Consider the following 14,301-nt stretch of genomic DNA (forward strand, 5'->3'; position numbering starts at 1 on the left):
GTGAAGCGCCACCTCGTCTCCGCCGCCGATCTCAGCCGCGACGACGCGCTGCTGATCCTGGACACCGCCGAGGAGCTGGCCCAGCTCTCCGGGCGGGCCGTCAAGAAGCTGCCCACGCTCCGCGGCCGCACCGTCGTCAACCTCTTCTTCGAGGACTCCACCCGGACGAAGACCTCCTTCGAGGTCGCCGAGAAGCGCCTCTCGGCCGACGTCATCAACTTCTCCGCCAAGGGCTCCTCGGTCTCCAAGGGCGAGAGCCTCAAGGACACCGCGCTGACCCTGCAGGCCATGGGCGCCGACGCGGTGGTCATCCGCCACCACGCCTCGGGCGCACCGGCCCGGCTGGCCCAGTCCGACTGGCTGCACGGCAGTGTGATCAACGCCGGTGACGGCACCCACGAGCACCCCACCCAGGCGCTGCTCGACGCCTTCACCATGCGCCGCCACCTCAACCCGGGCTCCGGCCACGACCTCGCGGGCCGCCGGGTGACGATCGTCGGCGACGTCCTGCACAGCCGGGTCGCCCGCTCCAACGTCCACCTGCTGAACACCCTCGGTGCCCAGGTCACCTTCGTCGCCCCGCCGACGCTGCTGCCGATCGGCATCGAACCCAATCCCGAAACCGGCGCAGGCGGGTGGCCCTGCGAGATCAGCTACGACCTCGACGCGGTGCTGCCCAAGACGGACGCGCTGATGATGCTGCGGGTCCAGCGCGAGCGGATGAACGCCGCGTTCTTCCCGACCGAGCGCGAGTACAGCCGCCGCTACGGCATGAACGGCCACCGGCTGGCCCGGCTGCCCGAGCACGCGATCGTGATGCACCCCGGCCCGATGGTCCGCGGCATGGAGATCACCGCCGAGGTCGCCGACTCGCCGCGCTGCACCGCGGTCGAGCAGGTCGCCAACGGCGTCTCCGTCCGGATGGCCGTGCTCTACCTGCTGCTCGGCGGAGCCACCCCCGCCGACGCCCCCGCCGACGCCCCCCGTACCGAGACCGTGGAGACCGCTCAGTGACCACCTACCTGATCCGCAACGCCAAGATCCTCGGCGGCGCCCCGCAGGACCTCCTCCTCGCCGACGGCGTGGTCAAGGAGATCGGCACCGGCCTGGCGGTCGAGGCGGACATCGAGATCGACGCCACCGGTCTGGTCGCGCTCCCCGGCCTGGTCGACCTGCACACCCACCTGCGCGAGCCCGGCCGCGAGGACGCCGAGACCGTGCTCACCGGCACCCGGGCCGCCGCGATGGGCGGCTTCACCGCCGTGCACGCGATGGCCAACACCACCCCGGTGGCCGACACCGCCGGCGTGGTCGAGCAGGTCTGGCGGCTCGGCCAGGAGGCCGGCTACTGCGACGTGCAGCCGGTCGGCGCCGTCACCGTCGGCCTGGAGGGCAAGAAGCTCGCCGAGCTGGGCGCGATGCACGAGTCCGCGGCCGGCGTGCGGGTCTTCTCCGACGACGGCAAGTGCGTGGACGACGCGGTGCTGATGCGCCGCGCCCTGGAGTACGTCAAGGCCTTCGACGGCGTCGTCGCCCAGCACGCCCAGGAGCCGCGGCTGACCGAGGGCGCCCAGATGAACGAGGGCCAGGTCTCCGGCGAGCTCGGGCTCGGCGGCTGGCCGGCCGTCGCCGAGGAGTCGATCATCGCCCGCGACGTGCTGCTCGCCGCGCACGTCGGCTCCCGGCTGCACGTCTGCCACGTCTCCACGGCCGGTTCGGTCGAGATCATCCGCTGGGCCAAGGCCAAGGGCTGGGACGTCACCGCCGAGGTCACCCCGCACCACCTGCTGCTCACCGACGAGCTGGTCCGCTCCTACGACCCGGTGTACAAGGTGAACCCGCCGCTGCGCACCGCCGAGGACGTCCAGGCGCTGCGCAAGGCGCTCGCCGACGGCACCATCGACGCCGTCGCCACCGACCACGCGCCGCACCCGGCCGAGGACAAGGACTGCGAGTGGGCCGTGGCCGCGATGGGCATGGTCGGCCTGGAGACCGCGCTGTCGGTCGTCCAGCAGACCATGGTCGAGACCGGCCTGCTGAACTGGGAGGGCGTCGCCGACCGGATGTCGCACCGTCCGGCCCGGATCGGCCGTCTCACCGGGCACGGCCGGCCGATCTCGGTGGGTGAGCCCGCGAACCTGGTGCTGTTCGATCCCGCGTACCGTGGTGCCGTGAACCCGGACACCTTCGCCACCCGTAGCCGAAACACGCCTTACAAGGGCCTCGACCTGCCCGGACGGGTGCACGCCACCTTCCTGCGCGGGCGCGCCACCGTGCTGGCCGGCGAGCCGGTCGAGCAGGACGGCGACGCGTGATGGACTACGCCACGCTCGCCAAGGAGCAGGCGAAGGTCACCAACTGGCCCGGGTACATCGGCTGGTCGATCGGCCTGCTGATCGTGATCGGCCTCGTCTACTGGCTGATGCGCCAGGGCTGGAACTGGCGCCGCACCCTGCAGTCCGGCATCCCGCCGCTGCCCGCCGTGCCGGATCGCGCCGGGCGCACCATCCTGGAGACCAGCGGCCGCTACCACGGCACGACCACCGCCGGGAACTGGCTCGACCGGGTCGTCGCGCACGGCCTGGGCACCCGCAGCCGGGCCGACCTCACCCTCGGCGAGGACGGCCTGCTGGTCCGCCGCCCCGGTGACGTCGACTTCTGGATCCCGGCGGCGCACCTGACCGGTGCCCGCACCGACTCCGGGATCGCCGGCAAGGTCGTCCCGTCCGGGCTGCTCGTCGTCACCTGGACGCTCACCCGGCCTTCGGCCGGGGGGACCCCCACCGAAACGATCGAGCTGGACTCCGGCTTCCGGGCCGACCACCCCGACGAGCACGCCGCCTGGGTCGAGGCGGTCACCCACCTCGCAACACGCACGCAGACGAAGATGACGGAAGAGGCCGCGCAATGACCGCACCTGCCCCCACCACGCAGCGCCAACGGCGGGAACGCGTCCCCGCCGTGCTCGTCCTGGAGGACGGCCGGACCTTCCGCGGCCAGGCCTACGGCGCCACCGGCGAGACCTTCGGCGAGGCCGTCTTCAACACCGGCATGTCCGGCTACCAGGAGACCCTGACCGACCCGTCGTACCACCGCCAGGTCGTCGTGATGACCGCCCCGCAGATCGGCAACACCGGCTGGAACGACGAGGACGACGAGTCCAAGCAGATCTGGGTCGCCGGCTACGTCGTGCGCGACCCCGCCCGGGTCGCCTCCAACTGGCGCTCCCGCCGCTCGCTCGACGAGGAACTGGTCAACCAGGGCGTCGTCGGCATCAGCGGCATCGACACCCGCGCGCTGACCCGCCACCTGCGCGAGCGGGGCGCGATGCGCTGCGGCATCTTCTCCGGCGAGGCGCTGGCCGACCAGGCCGCCCTGCTCGCCCGGGTGCAGCAGTCGCCCGAGATGAAGGGCGCCGACCTGTGCGCCGAGGTCGCCACCACCGAGCCGTACGTGGTGCCCGCGATCGGTGAGAAGCGCTTCACCGTGGCCGCGCTGGACCTCGGCATCAAGGCGATGACCCCGCAGCGGATGGCCGAGCGCGGCATCGAGGTGCACGTGCTGCCGGCCAACGCCACCCTGGAGGACGTCTACGCGGTCGAGCCGGACGGCGTCTTCTTCTCCAACGGCCCGGGCGACCCGGCCACCGCCGACCACCAGGTCGCCGTCGCGCAGGGCGTGCTGGAGCGCAAGACCCCGTTCTTCGGGATCTGCTTCGGCAACCAGATCCTCGGCCGCGCCCTGGGCTTCGGCACCTACAAGCTCAAGTACGGCCACCGCGGCATCAACCAGCCGGTGCAGGACCGCACCACCGGCAAGGTCGAGGTGACCGCCCACAACCACGGCTTCGCCGTGAACGCCCCGCTGGACAAGGTGAGCGACACCCCCTACGGGCGGGTCGAGGTCTCCCACGTCTGCCTGAACGACGACGTGGTCGAGGGCCTGCAGGCGCTCGACGTCCCCGCCTTCAGCGTGCAGTACCACCCCGAAGCTGCTGCCGGCCCGCACGACGCGGCCTACCTCTTCGACCGTTTCGTGAAGCTCATGGAGGGCCAGCGTGCCTAAGCGCACCGACATCAAGTCCGTCCTGGTCATCGGCTCCGGCCCGATCGTGATCGGCCAGGCCGCAGAGTTCGACTACTCGGGCACGCAGGCCTGCCGGGTCCTCAAGGCCGAGGGCCTGCGGGTCGTGCTGGTCAACTCCAACCCGGCCACGATCATGACCGACCCGGAGATCGCCGACGCCACCTACGTCGAGCCGATCACCCCGGAGTTCGTCGAGAAGATCATCGCCAAGGAGCGCCCCGACGCGCTGCTGCCGACCCTGGGCGGGCAGACCGCGCTGAACACCGCGATCTCGCTGGACGCCAACGGCGTGCTCGCCAAGTACAACGTCGAGCTCATCGGCGCCAAGGTCGAGTCGATCAACAAGGGCGAGGACCGCGAGCTCTTCAAGGGCGTCGTCGAGGCCGTCAACGCCAAGATCGGCCACGGCGAGTCCGCCCGTTCGGTCATCTGCCACACCATGGACGAGGTGCTGGCCGGCGTCGACACGCTCGGCGGCTACCCGGTCGTCGTCCGCCCCTCCTTCACCATGGGCGGCGCCGGCTCCGGCTTCGCCCACGACGAGGAGGACCTGCGCCGCATCGCCGGCCAGGGCCTGACTCTCTCGCCGACCACCGAGGTGCTCCTGGAGGAGTCCATCCTCGGCTGGAAGGAGTACGAGCTGGAGCTGATGCGCGACAAGAACGACAACGTCGTGGTCGTCTGCTCCATCGAGAACTTCGACCCGATGGGCGTGCACACCGGTGACTCGATCACCGTCGCCCCGGCGATGACCCTCACCGACCGCGAGTACCAGATCCTGCGCGACGTCGGCATCGCCGTCATCCGCGAGGTCGGCGTCGACACCGGCGGCTGCAACATCCAGTTCGCCGTCAACCCCGACGACGGCCGGGTCATCGTCATCGAGATGAACCCGCGCGTCTCGCGCTCCTCGGCGCTCGCCTCCAAGGCCACCGGCTTCCCGATCGCCAAGATCGCCGCCAAGCTGGCCGTCGGCTACACCCTGGACGAGATCCCCAACGACATCACCGAGGAGACCCCGGCCTCCTTCGAGCCGACCCTCGACTACGTCGTGGTCAAGGTGCCGCGGTTCGCGTTCGAGAAGTTCCCGAGCGCCGACGCCACGCTGACCACCACCATGAAGTCGGTCGGCGAGGCCATGGCCCTCGGCCGCAACTTCCCCGAGGCGCTGCAGAAGGCGCTGCGCTCGCTGGAGAAGAAGGGCTCCCAGTTCTCCTGGACCGGCCCGGTGGGCGACAAGACCGCTCTGCTGGCCAAGGCGGTCGTGCCGACCGACGGCCGGATCAACACCGTCATGGAGGCGATCCGGGCCGGCGCCACCCCGGAGGAGGTGTTCGAGGCCACCAAGATCGACCCGTGGTTCGTCGACCAGCTCTTCCTGCTCGACGAGATCGCCGGCGAGCTGGCCGAGGCCGCCGAGCTCACCCCCGAGCTGCTGCGCCACGCCAAGCGCCACGGCTTCTCCGACCAGCAGGTCGGCGAGATCCGCGGCCTGAAGCCGGACGTGGTCCGCGAGGTGCGCCACGCGCTCGGCGTTCGCCCGGTCTTCAAGACCGTCGACACCTGCGCCGCCGAGTTCGCCGCCAAGACCCCGTACTTCTACTCGTCCTACGACGAGGAGAACGAGGTCGCCCCCCGCACCAAGCCCGCCGTGATCATCCTGGGCTCCGGCCCGAACCGCATCGGCCAGGGCATCGAGTTCGACTACTCCTGCGTGCACGCGTCCTTCGCGCTCGCCGAGGCCGGGTACGAGACCGTCATGGTCAACTGCAACCCGGAGACCGTCTCCACCGACTACGACACCTCCGACCGGCTCTACTTCGAGCCGCTCACCCTGGAGGACGTGCTGGAGATCGTCCACGCCGAGCAGCAGGCCGGCCCGCTCGCCGGCGTGATCGTCCAACTCGGCGGCCAGACCCCGCTGGGCCTGGCGCAGGCGCTCAAGGACAACGGCGTGCCGATCGTCGGCACCCAGCCCGAGGCGATCGACCTCGCCGAGGAGCGCGGCGCCTTCGGCCGCGTCCTGCGCGACGCCGGCCTGCCCGCGCCCAAGCACGGCACCGCCTTCTCCTTCGAGGAGGCCAAGGCGATCGCGGACGAGATCGGCTACCCGGTCCTCGCCCGCCCGTCCTACGTGCTCGGCGGCCGCGGCATGGAGATCGTCTACGACGAGGCCTCGCTCGCCTCCTACCTGGAGCGGCACGCCGGTCTGATCTCCGAGCACCCGGTGCTCATCGACCGGTTCCTGGACGACGCGGTCGAGATCGACGTCGACGCGCTCTACGACGGCACCGAGCTCTACCTCGGCGGCGTCATGGAGCACATCGAGGAGGCCGGCATCCACTCCGGCGACTCCGCCTGCGCACTGCCCCCGATCACCCTCGGCGGCCACGACATCAAGCGCCTGCGCACCTCCACCGAGGCCATCGCGCGCGGCGTCGGGGTGCGCGGTCTGATCAACATCCAGTTCGCCCTCTCCGGCGACATCCTGTACGTCCTGGAGGCCAACCCGCGCGCCTCCCGGACCGTCCCGTTCACCTCCAAGGCGACCGCCGTGCCGCTGGCCAAGGCCGCCGCCCGGGTCTCGCTCGGCGCGACCATCGCCGAGCTGCGCGCCGAGGGCCTGCTCCCGGCCGAGGGCGACGGCGGCACGCTGCCCGCCGACGCGCCGATCGCGGTCAAGGAGGCCGTGATGCCGTGGAGCCGCTTCCGCGACGTGCACGGCCGCGGCGTGGACACCGTGCTCGGCCCGGAGATGCGCTCGACCGGCGAGGTCATGGGCATCGACAAGGTCTTCGGCACGGCCTACGCCAAGGCCCAGGCCGGCGCCTACGGCGCGCTGCCGACCAAGGGCAAGGTCTTCGTCTCGGTCGCCAACCGCGACAAGCGCAACCTGGTCTTCCCGGCCCGCGCGCTGGTCAGCCTCGGCTTCGAGGTGCTCGCCACGGCCGGCACCGCCGAGGTGCTGCAGCGCGGCGGCATCCCGTCCACGCTGGTGCGCAAGCACAGCGAGGGCGAGGGCCCGAACGGCGAGAGGACCATCGTCCAGCTGATCCACGACGGTGAGGTCGACCTCATCATCAACACGCCGTACGGCACCGGTGGCCGCCTCGACGGCTACGAGATCCGCACCGCGGCCGTGGCCCGCGCGGTGCCCTGCCTGACCACCGTCCAGGCGATGGGCGCGGCCGTCCAGGGCATCGACCGGCTGCTGCGCGACGAGGTCGGGGTGATGTCGCTCCAGGAGCACGCCGAGCTGATCAACGCCGGCCGCAAGTAGCACCACCGCAGTGGGGGGCACCGAAGCCAGTCGGGTGCCCCCCACTCCTGTGCCCGCCCGTCACCGGCCACCGCCCTTCCTTCGACGGGCTGCGCCCGCGCCCCGATTCCGCTCGTCGCCCCGATTCCGCTCGTCGCCCCGGGAGTTGACCCCCCTTGTACAAGATCCTGTTCGACCTCGTCTTCAAGAAGATGGACCCCGAGAAGGCCCACCACCTGGCCTTCTTCTGGATCCGTCTCGCCTCCTCGGTGCCGGGCCTGCGCAGCCTGGTGCGGCTGGCGCTCGCCCCGCGCGACCGCGCCCTGCGCACTCGCGCCCTCGGCCTCGACCTGCCCGGCCCGTTCGGCCTCGCGGCCGGCTTCGACAAGAACGGCGTCGGCATCGACGGCCTGGCCATGCTCGGCTTCGACTACGTCGAGATCGGCACCATCACCGGCGAGCCCCAGCCCGGCAACCCGGCGCCCCGGCTGTTCCGCCTGGTCGAGGACCGCGCGCTGATCAACCGGATGGGCTTCAACAACCAGGGCTCCGCCCGGGTCGCCGCCCGCCTCGCCGCCCGCCCGCACACCAGCTCCACCCCGGTGATCGGCGTCAACATCGGCAAGACCAAGGTCGTCGAGGAGGCCGACGCGGTCGCCGACTACGTCAAGTCCACCGAGCGGCTGGCCAAGTACGCCGACTACCTGGTGGTCAACGTCAGCTCGCCGAACACCCCCGGGCTGCGCAACCTCCAGGCCGTCGACCACCTGCGCCCGCTGCTCGCCGCCGTCCGCGAGGCCGCCGACCGCACCACCGCGCACCACGTGCCGCTGCTGGTCAAGATCGCCCCCGACCTGGCCGACGAGGACGTCGACGCGGTCGCCGACCTCGCCCTGGAACTGGGCCTGGACGGCATCATCGCCACCAACACCACGATCGGCCGCGACGGCCTCCTCACCGACGCCGGCCGGGTCGAGGAGATCGGCATGGGCGGCCTGTCCGGGGCCCCGCTCAAGGCCCGCGCCCTGGAGGTCCTGCAGCGGCTGCGCGCCCGGACCGGGGGCCGGCTGACCCTGGTCTCGGTCGGCGGCATCGAGACCGCCGAGGACGCCTGGCAGCGGATCGTCCACGGCGCCGACCTGGTCCAGGGCTACAGCGCCTTCATCTACGAGGGCCCGTTCTGGTGCCGGCGGATCCACAAGGGCCTGTCCGCCCGGATCCGGGCCGCGGGCTTCCGCGACCTCGCCTCGGCGGTCGGCAGCGCCGTGCGCAGCTCGTGACCGCCGCACCACCCCGGACGCATCCCGCACGCCCCGGCTCCCTCGGCTCCGCGGACCCCTCGGCCCGGTCGGAGCGCTCGGCCTCCTCGACTCCCTCGACTCCCTCGGACCTCTCGGACCTCTCGGACCTCTCGGAAAGTGACGACATGACCCTCGCCCCGTTCGGCGCCCGGCTGCGCCAGGCCCTCGACACCCGCGGCCAGCTCTGCGTCGGCATCGACCCGCACGCCTCCCTGCTGGCCTCCTGGGGACTCGGCGACGACCTGGCCGGCCTGGAGACCTTCAGCCGCACCGTGGTCGAGGCGCTGGCCGACCGGGTGGCCGTGCTCAAGCCGCAGGCCGCCTTCTTCGAGCGCTTCGGCAGCCGGGGCGTCGCGGTGCTGGAGAAGTCCGTCGAGGAGGCCCGGGCCGCCGGTGCGCTGGTCCTGATGGACGCCAAGCGCGGTGACATCGGCTCCACCATGGCGGCCTACGCCGAGGCGTTCCTGTCGCCCGGCAGCCCGCTGTTCTCGGACGCCGTCACGGTCAGCCCGTACCTCGGCTTCGGCTCGCTGCGCCCGGCCCTGGACCTGGCCCGGGAGCAGGGCTGCGGCGTGTTCGCGCTGGCGCTCACCTCCAACCCGGAGGGCGCCGAGGTGCAGCGCGCGGTGGGCGCGGACGGCGAGCCGGTCGCGGCCTCGGTGCTGCGCCAGCTGGCGGCCGAGAACGCGGGTGCCGTGCCGCTGGGCTCCTTCGGCGCGGTGGTCGGCGCGACGCTGGCCGACGCGGGCGTGGACCTGGCCATCAACGGCCCGCTGCTCGCCCCGGGGATCGGCGCCCAGGGCGCGACCATGGCGGACCTGCCGCGGGTGTTCGGCGCCGCGGTGACCAACGTGGTGCCGAGCGTCAGCCGGGACGTGCTCAAGCACGGCCCCTCGGTGGCCGCGCTGCGCGAGGCGGCGGAGCGCTTCGTCGGGGAGTTCGCGGACGCCGTCAAGTAGGCGGGACGGCGTCCGTCCGGCGCGCGGACGGACGCCGGAGGGACGTCCTCCGGTGCACCGGGCGGGCGCGTTCGGTAGCGGGAAACGGACGGCCGTCAAGCACCCCGGAGTGTCCGGCGGGTTGCGGAAGGCGCCCCGCCGGTAGCCGGTCGGTGACCCTGTGGAGTGTCCGCAGGACGGTGGCGGCGTCGCGCGGGCGACGTGAGCGCCGTCACACAGACCCCGTCAAAGTTTCGCAATCGCGGTCATTTTGCCCTGGAAAGTCCTGGTCGGCCTTGGCTGACCAGGACTTTTCGTGTTCTTTTCCTGACGTGGCGCCGCAATACGGGTAGTGTCCGGCGATAGGTCATCGGAGAGCCGCGAATTTCGTGGCTTCCGCAGGTCAGGGCCTTGTGGTTCCTCTTGCGGGCGGTGTCCTGGGTACCAAACCAGTCATAGCTCAATCCCTTCCATCCACACCCTGAGGTGAACGGCGTGGCTCTTCCGCCCCTTACCCCTGAACAGCGCACCGCCGCGCTTGCCAAGGCCGCCGAGGCTCGCCGGGAGCGCGCCGAGGTGAAGAACCGGCTCAAGCACTCCGGCGCCTCCCTGCACGAGGTGATCAAGGCCGGCAAGGCCGACAACGACGTCATCGGCAAGATGAAGGTCTCGGCCCTGCTGGAGTCCCTTCCGGGCGTCGGCAAGGTTCGTGCCAAGCAGATCATGGAGCGCCTCGGCATCAGCGAGAGCCGGCGTGTCCGGGGTCTCGGCACCAACCAGATCGCCTCCCTGGAGCGGGAGTTCGGCGGGGGTGCCGCCTGACCGTGCCCCGGTGGTCCCGTCATCCTCCGCGATCCGGGATAATCGGTGCATGAGTGAGCGTCCGCGGCTGACCGTGCTCTCCGGCCCCTCGGGGGTCGGCAAGAGCACGGTCGTCGCTCATATGAGGAAGATGCACCCCGAGGTCTGGCTCTCGGTGTCGGCGACGACCCGCCACCCGAGGCCCGGCGAGAAGAACGGGGTCCAGTACCACTTCGTCGACAACGACGAGTTCGACAAGCTGATCGCCAACGGCGAGCTGCTGGAATGGGCCGAGTTCGCCGGGAACCGCTACGGCACCCCGCGCGCGGCCGTGCTGGAGAAGCTGGAGCGCGGCGAACCCGTGCTCCTGGAGATCGACCTGCAGGGTGCCCGGCAGGTGCGCGAGTCGATGCCCGAGGCGCAGCTGGTGTTCCTGGCTCCGCCGAGCTGGGACGAGCTGGTCCGCCGGCTCACCGGCCGGGGCACCGAGTCGCAGGACGTGATCGAGAAGCGGCTCGACGCCGCCAAGATCGAGCTCGCCGCCGAGCCCGAGTTCGACACGACCCTTGTCAACACCTCCGTCGAGCAGGTAGCGGCCGAACTGCTAGCCTTGCTCGGTGTAGCCTGACCTGTCTGTCTTTTCCACCCTTTCGGAAGGTTTTCGCGTGTCCTCTTCCATGACCGCGCCCGAGGGCATCATCAACCCGCCGATCGACGAGCTGCTCGAGGCCACCGACTCGAAGTACAGCCTCGTGATCTACGCCGCCAAGCGCGCGCGCCAGATCAACGCGTACTACTCGCAGCTCGGTGAGGGCCTGCTGGAGTACGTCGGCCCGCTGGTCGACACCCACGTGCACGAGAAGCCGCTGTCGATCGCGCTGCGCGAGATCAACGCGGGCATGCTGACCGCCGAGGCGATCGAGGCTGCCTGAGTCAGCCGCTGTTTTTCCGGGAGGGCCCGGCGGAATCGTTTCCGCCGGGCCCTCCCGTCGTCGTCTCCGGGATGCGTCGGCGGGGAGCTGCCCGGATGTGCCGGTGTGGGGTGCCCCTGTCGTCGGGGTGGGGAGCCGCGCGGGTCATCGGGGTGGGGAGCCGCGCGGGCCGTCGGGGTGGGGTGCCGCGCGGGCAGGAGCTGAGGGGTCGTAGGGTGGGCGGGTTCCCGAAGCGGAGAAAGGCCGGTAGATGAACGCTGGTGCGGACGCCCCCCGCGTGGTCCTCGGTGTGAGCGGCGGGATCGCCGCGTACAAGGCGTGCGAGCTGCTGCGCCGGTTCACCGAGTCCGGCCACCAGGTCACCGTGGTGCCCACCGACGCCGCGCTGCACTTCGTCGGCGAGGCGACCTGGGCCGCACTGTCCGGTCGCCCGGCCGCCACCGAGACCTGGGAGCGCGTGCACGAGGTGCCGCACGTGCGGATCGGGCAGCAGGCCGACCTGGTCGTGGTCGCCCCGGCCACCGCCGACCTGATCGCCAAGGCAGCCCACGGCCTCGCCGACGACCTGCTCACCAACACGCTGCTCACCGCCCGCTGCCCGGTCGTGGTGGCGCCCGCCATGCACACCGAGATGTGGGAGCACCCGGCCACCCGGGACAACGTCGCCACGCTGCGCCGCCGCGGCGTGATCGTGCTGGAGCCGGCCGTCGGCCGCCTCACCGGCAAGGACACCGGCAAGGGGCGGCTGCCGGAGCCGTCCGCGATCTTCGACGCCTGCCGGGCGGTGCTGCGCCGCGGCGGGGCGGTGCCGCACGACCTGGCGGGCCGGCACGTGGTGGTCTCGGCCGGCGGCACCCGGGAACCGCTGGACCCGGTGCGCTACCTGGGCAACCGCTCCTCGGGCAAGCAGGGCTACGCGCTCGCGGTCACGGCCGCGGCGCGTGGGGCCAGGGTGACGCTGCTCTCGGCCAACGCCGAGCTGCCGGATCCGGCCGGGGTGGACGTGGTGCACGTCTCGACCGCGCTGGAACTGCGCGAGGCCGCGCTGAAGGCGGTCGCGGACGCGGACGCCGTGGTGATGGCCGCGGCGGTGGCCGACTTCCGGCCCGCCGAGTACGCGACCGGCAAGATCAAGAAGGTCGAGGGGGTCGAGCAGGCCCCGGTGGCGCTGGTCCGCAATCCCGACATTCTGGCCGAGCTGTCGGCCCACCGACCCCGTTCGGGCCAACTGGTCGTGGGTTTCGCGGCGGAGACCGACGACGTGCTCGCCAACGGCCGCGCGAAGCTCGCCCGCAAGGGTTGTGACCTGCTCGTCGTGAACGAGGTCGGCAACGGCAAGGCCTTCGGCACGGACGTCAACGAGGCCGTCGTCCTGGGCTCGGACGGCAGTGAGACCGCCGTTCCGGTGGGCCCGAAGGAGGCGCTCGCGGACGTGATCTGGGACCTGGTCGCAAAGGGGCTGGAAACGGGCGGCAACTGATCGGAAGGCGCTGCGTGGCGCTCGAGAAATGCTGAAGTGGGTGACGTTCGGCGGAAGCAGACCGTTAGACTCCAGGAATCAAGTCTTTCCGGAGTTCACCGGTCACGGGAACTTCAGTCAGCAGCCGCTGCAACCCCAGGGAGCGCTGTGTCTCGCCGCCTGTTCACGTCGGAGTCCGTCACCGAGGGCCACCCCGACAAGATCGCTGACCAGATCAGCGACACCATCCTTGACGCCCTCCTGCGCGAGGACCCGACCTCCCGGGTCGCCGTGGAGACGCTCATCACCACCGGCCAGGTGCACGTGGCCGGCGAGGTGACCACCAAGGCGTACGCGCCGATCGCCCAGCTCGTCCGGGACAAGATCCTGGAGATCGGCTACGACAGCTCCAAGAAGGGCTTCGACGGCGCCTCCTGCGGCGTCTCGGTGTCCATCGGTGCGCAGTCGCCCGACATCGCGCAGGGCGTGGACACGGCGTACGAGGCCCGCGTCGAGGGTGACGAGGACGACCTGGACAAGCAGGGCGCCGGCGACCAGGGCCTGATGTTCGGCTACGCGTCCGACGAGACGCCCGAGCTCATGCCGCTGCCGATCACCCTGGCCCACCGGCTCTCGCGCCGGCTCACCGAGGTCCGCAAGAACGGGACCATCCCGTACCTGCGCCCCGACGGCAAGACCCAGGTCACCATCGAGTACGACGGCGACAAGGCCGTCCGCCTGGACACCGTGGTCGTGTCGACCCAGCACGCCAGTGACATCGACCTGGAGTCGCTGCTCACCCCGGACATCCGCGAGTTCGTGGTCGAGCCGGAGCTGAAGGCGCTGGCCGAGCAGGGCATCAAGCTGACCACCGAGGGCTACCGCCTGCTGGTCAACCCGACCGGCCGCTTCGAGATCGGCGGCCCGATGGGCGACGCCGGCCTCACCGGCCGCAAGATCATCATCGACACCTACGGCGGCATGGCCCGCCACGGCGGCGGCGCCTTCTCCGGCAAGGACCCGTCCAAGGTGGACCGCTCGGCCGCGTACGCGATGCGCTGGGTGGCGAAGAACATCGTCGCCGCCGGCCTCGCCAGCCGCGCCGAGGTGCAGGTCGCGTACGCGATCGGCAAGGCCGAGCCGGTCGGCCTGTTCGTGGAGACCTTCGGCACCGAGACCGTGCCGGTCCTCTCCATCCAGAAGGCCGTCTCCGAGGTCTTCGACCTGCGTCCGGCCGCGATCATCCGCGACCTGGACCTGCTGCGCCCGATCTACTCCCAGACCGCCGCGTACGGCCACTTCGGCCGTGAGCTGCCGGACTTCACCTGGGAGCGCACCGACCGGGTGGAGCAGCTGAAGGCTGCCGTGCAGGACTGACGTCCCCAGCACTCCAGGCGGCGCCCGCCCCCGAACGGGGGTGGGCGCCGCTTCGTGCGTCCGGTGGGCGGGGGACGGGTGGGCGCCGCTGCGGCGGGCGTCCGGCTGTGTGGGCGTGTGTGCGTGTGGGCGTGGGCGTGTGCCCGGG

12 protein-coding genes are annotated in these 14,301 nt (G+C 71.5%); all 12 read left to right on the top strand.

All coding sequences use genetic code 11. The features are described from left to right. The 12 genes from ACFV0O_RS09235 to metK all read left to right on the top strand — a co-directional run bounded on the left by ACFV0O_RS09235 (position 1) and on the right by metK (position 14,153). Positions 1 to 1,014: an aspartate carbamoyltransferase catalytic subunit gene (locus ACFV0O_RS09235; RefSeq protein WP_380338474.1), complete on the top strand. Its 1,014-nt coding sequence runs from the start codon at positions 1 to 3 to the stop codon at positions 1,012 to 1,014. After that, the gene (locus ACFV0O_RS09240) at positions 1,011 to 2,315 is read left to right on the top strand and encodes a dihydroorotase (protein WP_380338477.1); all 1,305 of its coding nucleotides are present in this window, start codon (positions 1,011 to 1,013) and stop codon (positions 2,313 to 2,315) included. Before ACFV0O_RS09235 ends, ACFV0O_RS09240 begins: the two co-directional genes overlap by 4 nt. Further along, a complete protein-coding gene (locus ACFV0O_RS09245; protein ID WP_380338480.1) occupies positions 2,315 to 2,911 on the top strand; it encodes a hypothetical protein in 597 nt (198 codons plus the stop codon). Before ACFV0O_RS09240 ends, ACFV0O_RS09245 begins: the two co-directional genes overlap by 1 nt. After that, the gene (gene carA, locus ACFV0O_RS09250) at positions 2,908 to 4,065 is read left to right on the top strand and encodes a glutamine-hydrolyzing carbamoyl-phosphate synthase small subunit (protein ID WP_360261907.1); all 1,158 of its coding nucleotides are present in this window, start codon (positions 2,908 to 2,910) and stop codon (positions 4,063 to 4,065) included. Before ACFV0O_RS09245 ends, carA begins: the two co-directional genes overlap by 4 nt. Beyond that, on the top strand, positions 4,058 to 7,366 hold the full coding sequence (carB, locus tag ACFV0O_RS09255) for a carbamoyl-phosphate synthase large subunit (protein WP_380338483.1): 3,309 nt from the start codon (positions 4,058 to 4,060) through the stop codon (positions 7,364 to 7,366). The genes carA and carB overlap by 8 nt, the downstream gene beginning before the upstream one ends. A 155-nt stretch (positions 7,367 to 7,521) precedes the next feature. Beyond that, positions 7,522 to 8,625 (top strand): quinone-dependent dihydroorotate dehydrogenase, encoded by a 1,104-nt coding sequence (locus tag ACFV0O_RS09260; protein WP_380338486.1) that lies wholly within the window; start codon positions 7,522 to 7,524, stop codon positions 8,623 to 8,625. Positions 8,626 to 8,771: 146 nt separating this feature from the next. Beyond that, entirely contained in the window at positions 8,772 to 9,605 is an 834-nt protein-coding gene (gene pyrF, locus ACFV0O_RS09265) for an orotidine-5'-phosphate decarboxylase (RefSeq protein ID WP_380338489.1), read from the top strand. Between the two features lie 474 nt (positions 9,606 to 10,079). Then, entirely contained in the window at positions 10,080 to 10,406 is a 327-nt protein-coding gene (gene mihF / locus ACFV0O_RS09270) for an integration host factor, actinobacterial type (RefSeq protein ID WP_030056187.1), read from the top strand. A 49-nt stretch (positions 10,407 to 10,455) separates the two neighbouring features. Next, positions 10,456 to 11,013 carry a guanylate kinase gene (gene gmk, locus ACFV0O_RS09275; RefSeq protein WP_360261903.1) on the top strand — a complete coding sequence of 186 codons (558 nt, stop codon included), beginning with the start codon at positions 10,456 to 10,458 and terminating at the stop codon, positions 11,011 to 11,013. Positions 11,014 to 11,050: 37 nt separating this feature from the next. After that, positions 11,051 to 11,317 (top strand): DNA-directed RNA polymerase subunit omega, encoded by a 267-nt coding sequence (rpoZ, locus tag ACFV0O_RS09280; RefSeq protein WP_030240625.1) that lies wholly within the window; start codon positions 11,051 to 11,053, stop codon positions 11,315 to 11,317. A 250-nt stretch (positions 11,318 to 11,567) separates the two neighbouring features. Further along, positions 11,568 to 12,797, top strand: coding sequence for a bifunctional phosphopantothenoylcysteine decarboxylase/phosphopantothenate--cysteine ligase CoaBC (gene coaBC / locus ACFV0O_RS09285; RefSeq protein WP_360261902.1), 1,230 nt, complete (start codon positions 11,568 to 11,570; stop codon positions 12,795 to 12,797). A gap of 147 nt (positions 12,798 to 12,944) precedes the next feature. Further along, positions 12,945 to 14,153, top strand: coding sequence for a methionine adenosyltransferase (metK, locus tag ACFV0O_RS09290; RefSeq protein WP_380338493.1), 1,209 nt, complete (start codon positions 12,945 to 12,947; stop codon positions 14,151 to 14,153). Positions 14,154 to 14,301 lie beyond the last annotated feature (148 nt).

Source organism: Kitasatospora sp. NPDC059577 (genome assembly GCF_042735475.1).
Lineage (GTDB): Bacteria > Actinomycetota > Actinomycetes > Streptomycetales > Streptomycetaceae > Kitasatospora.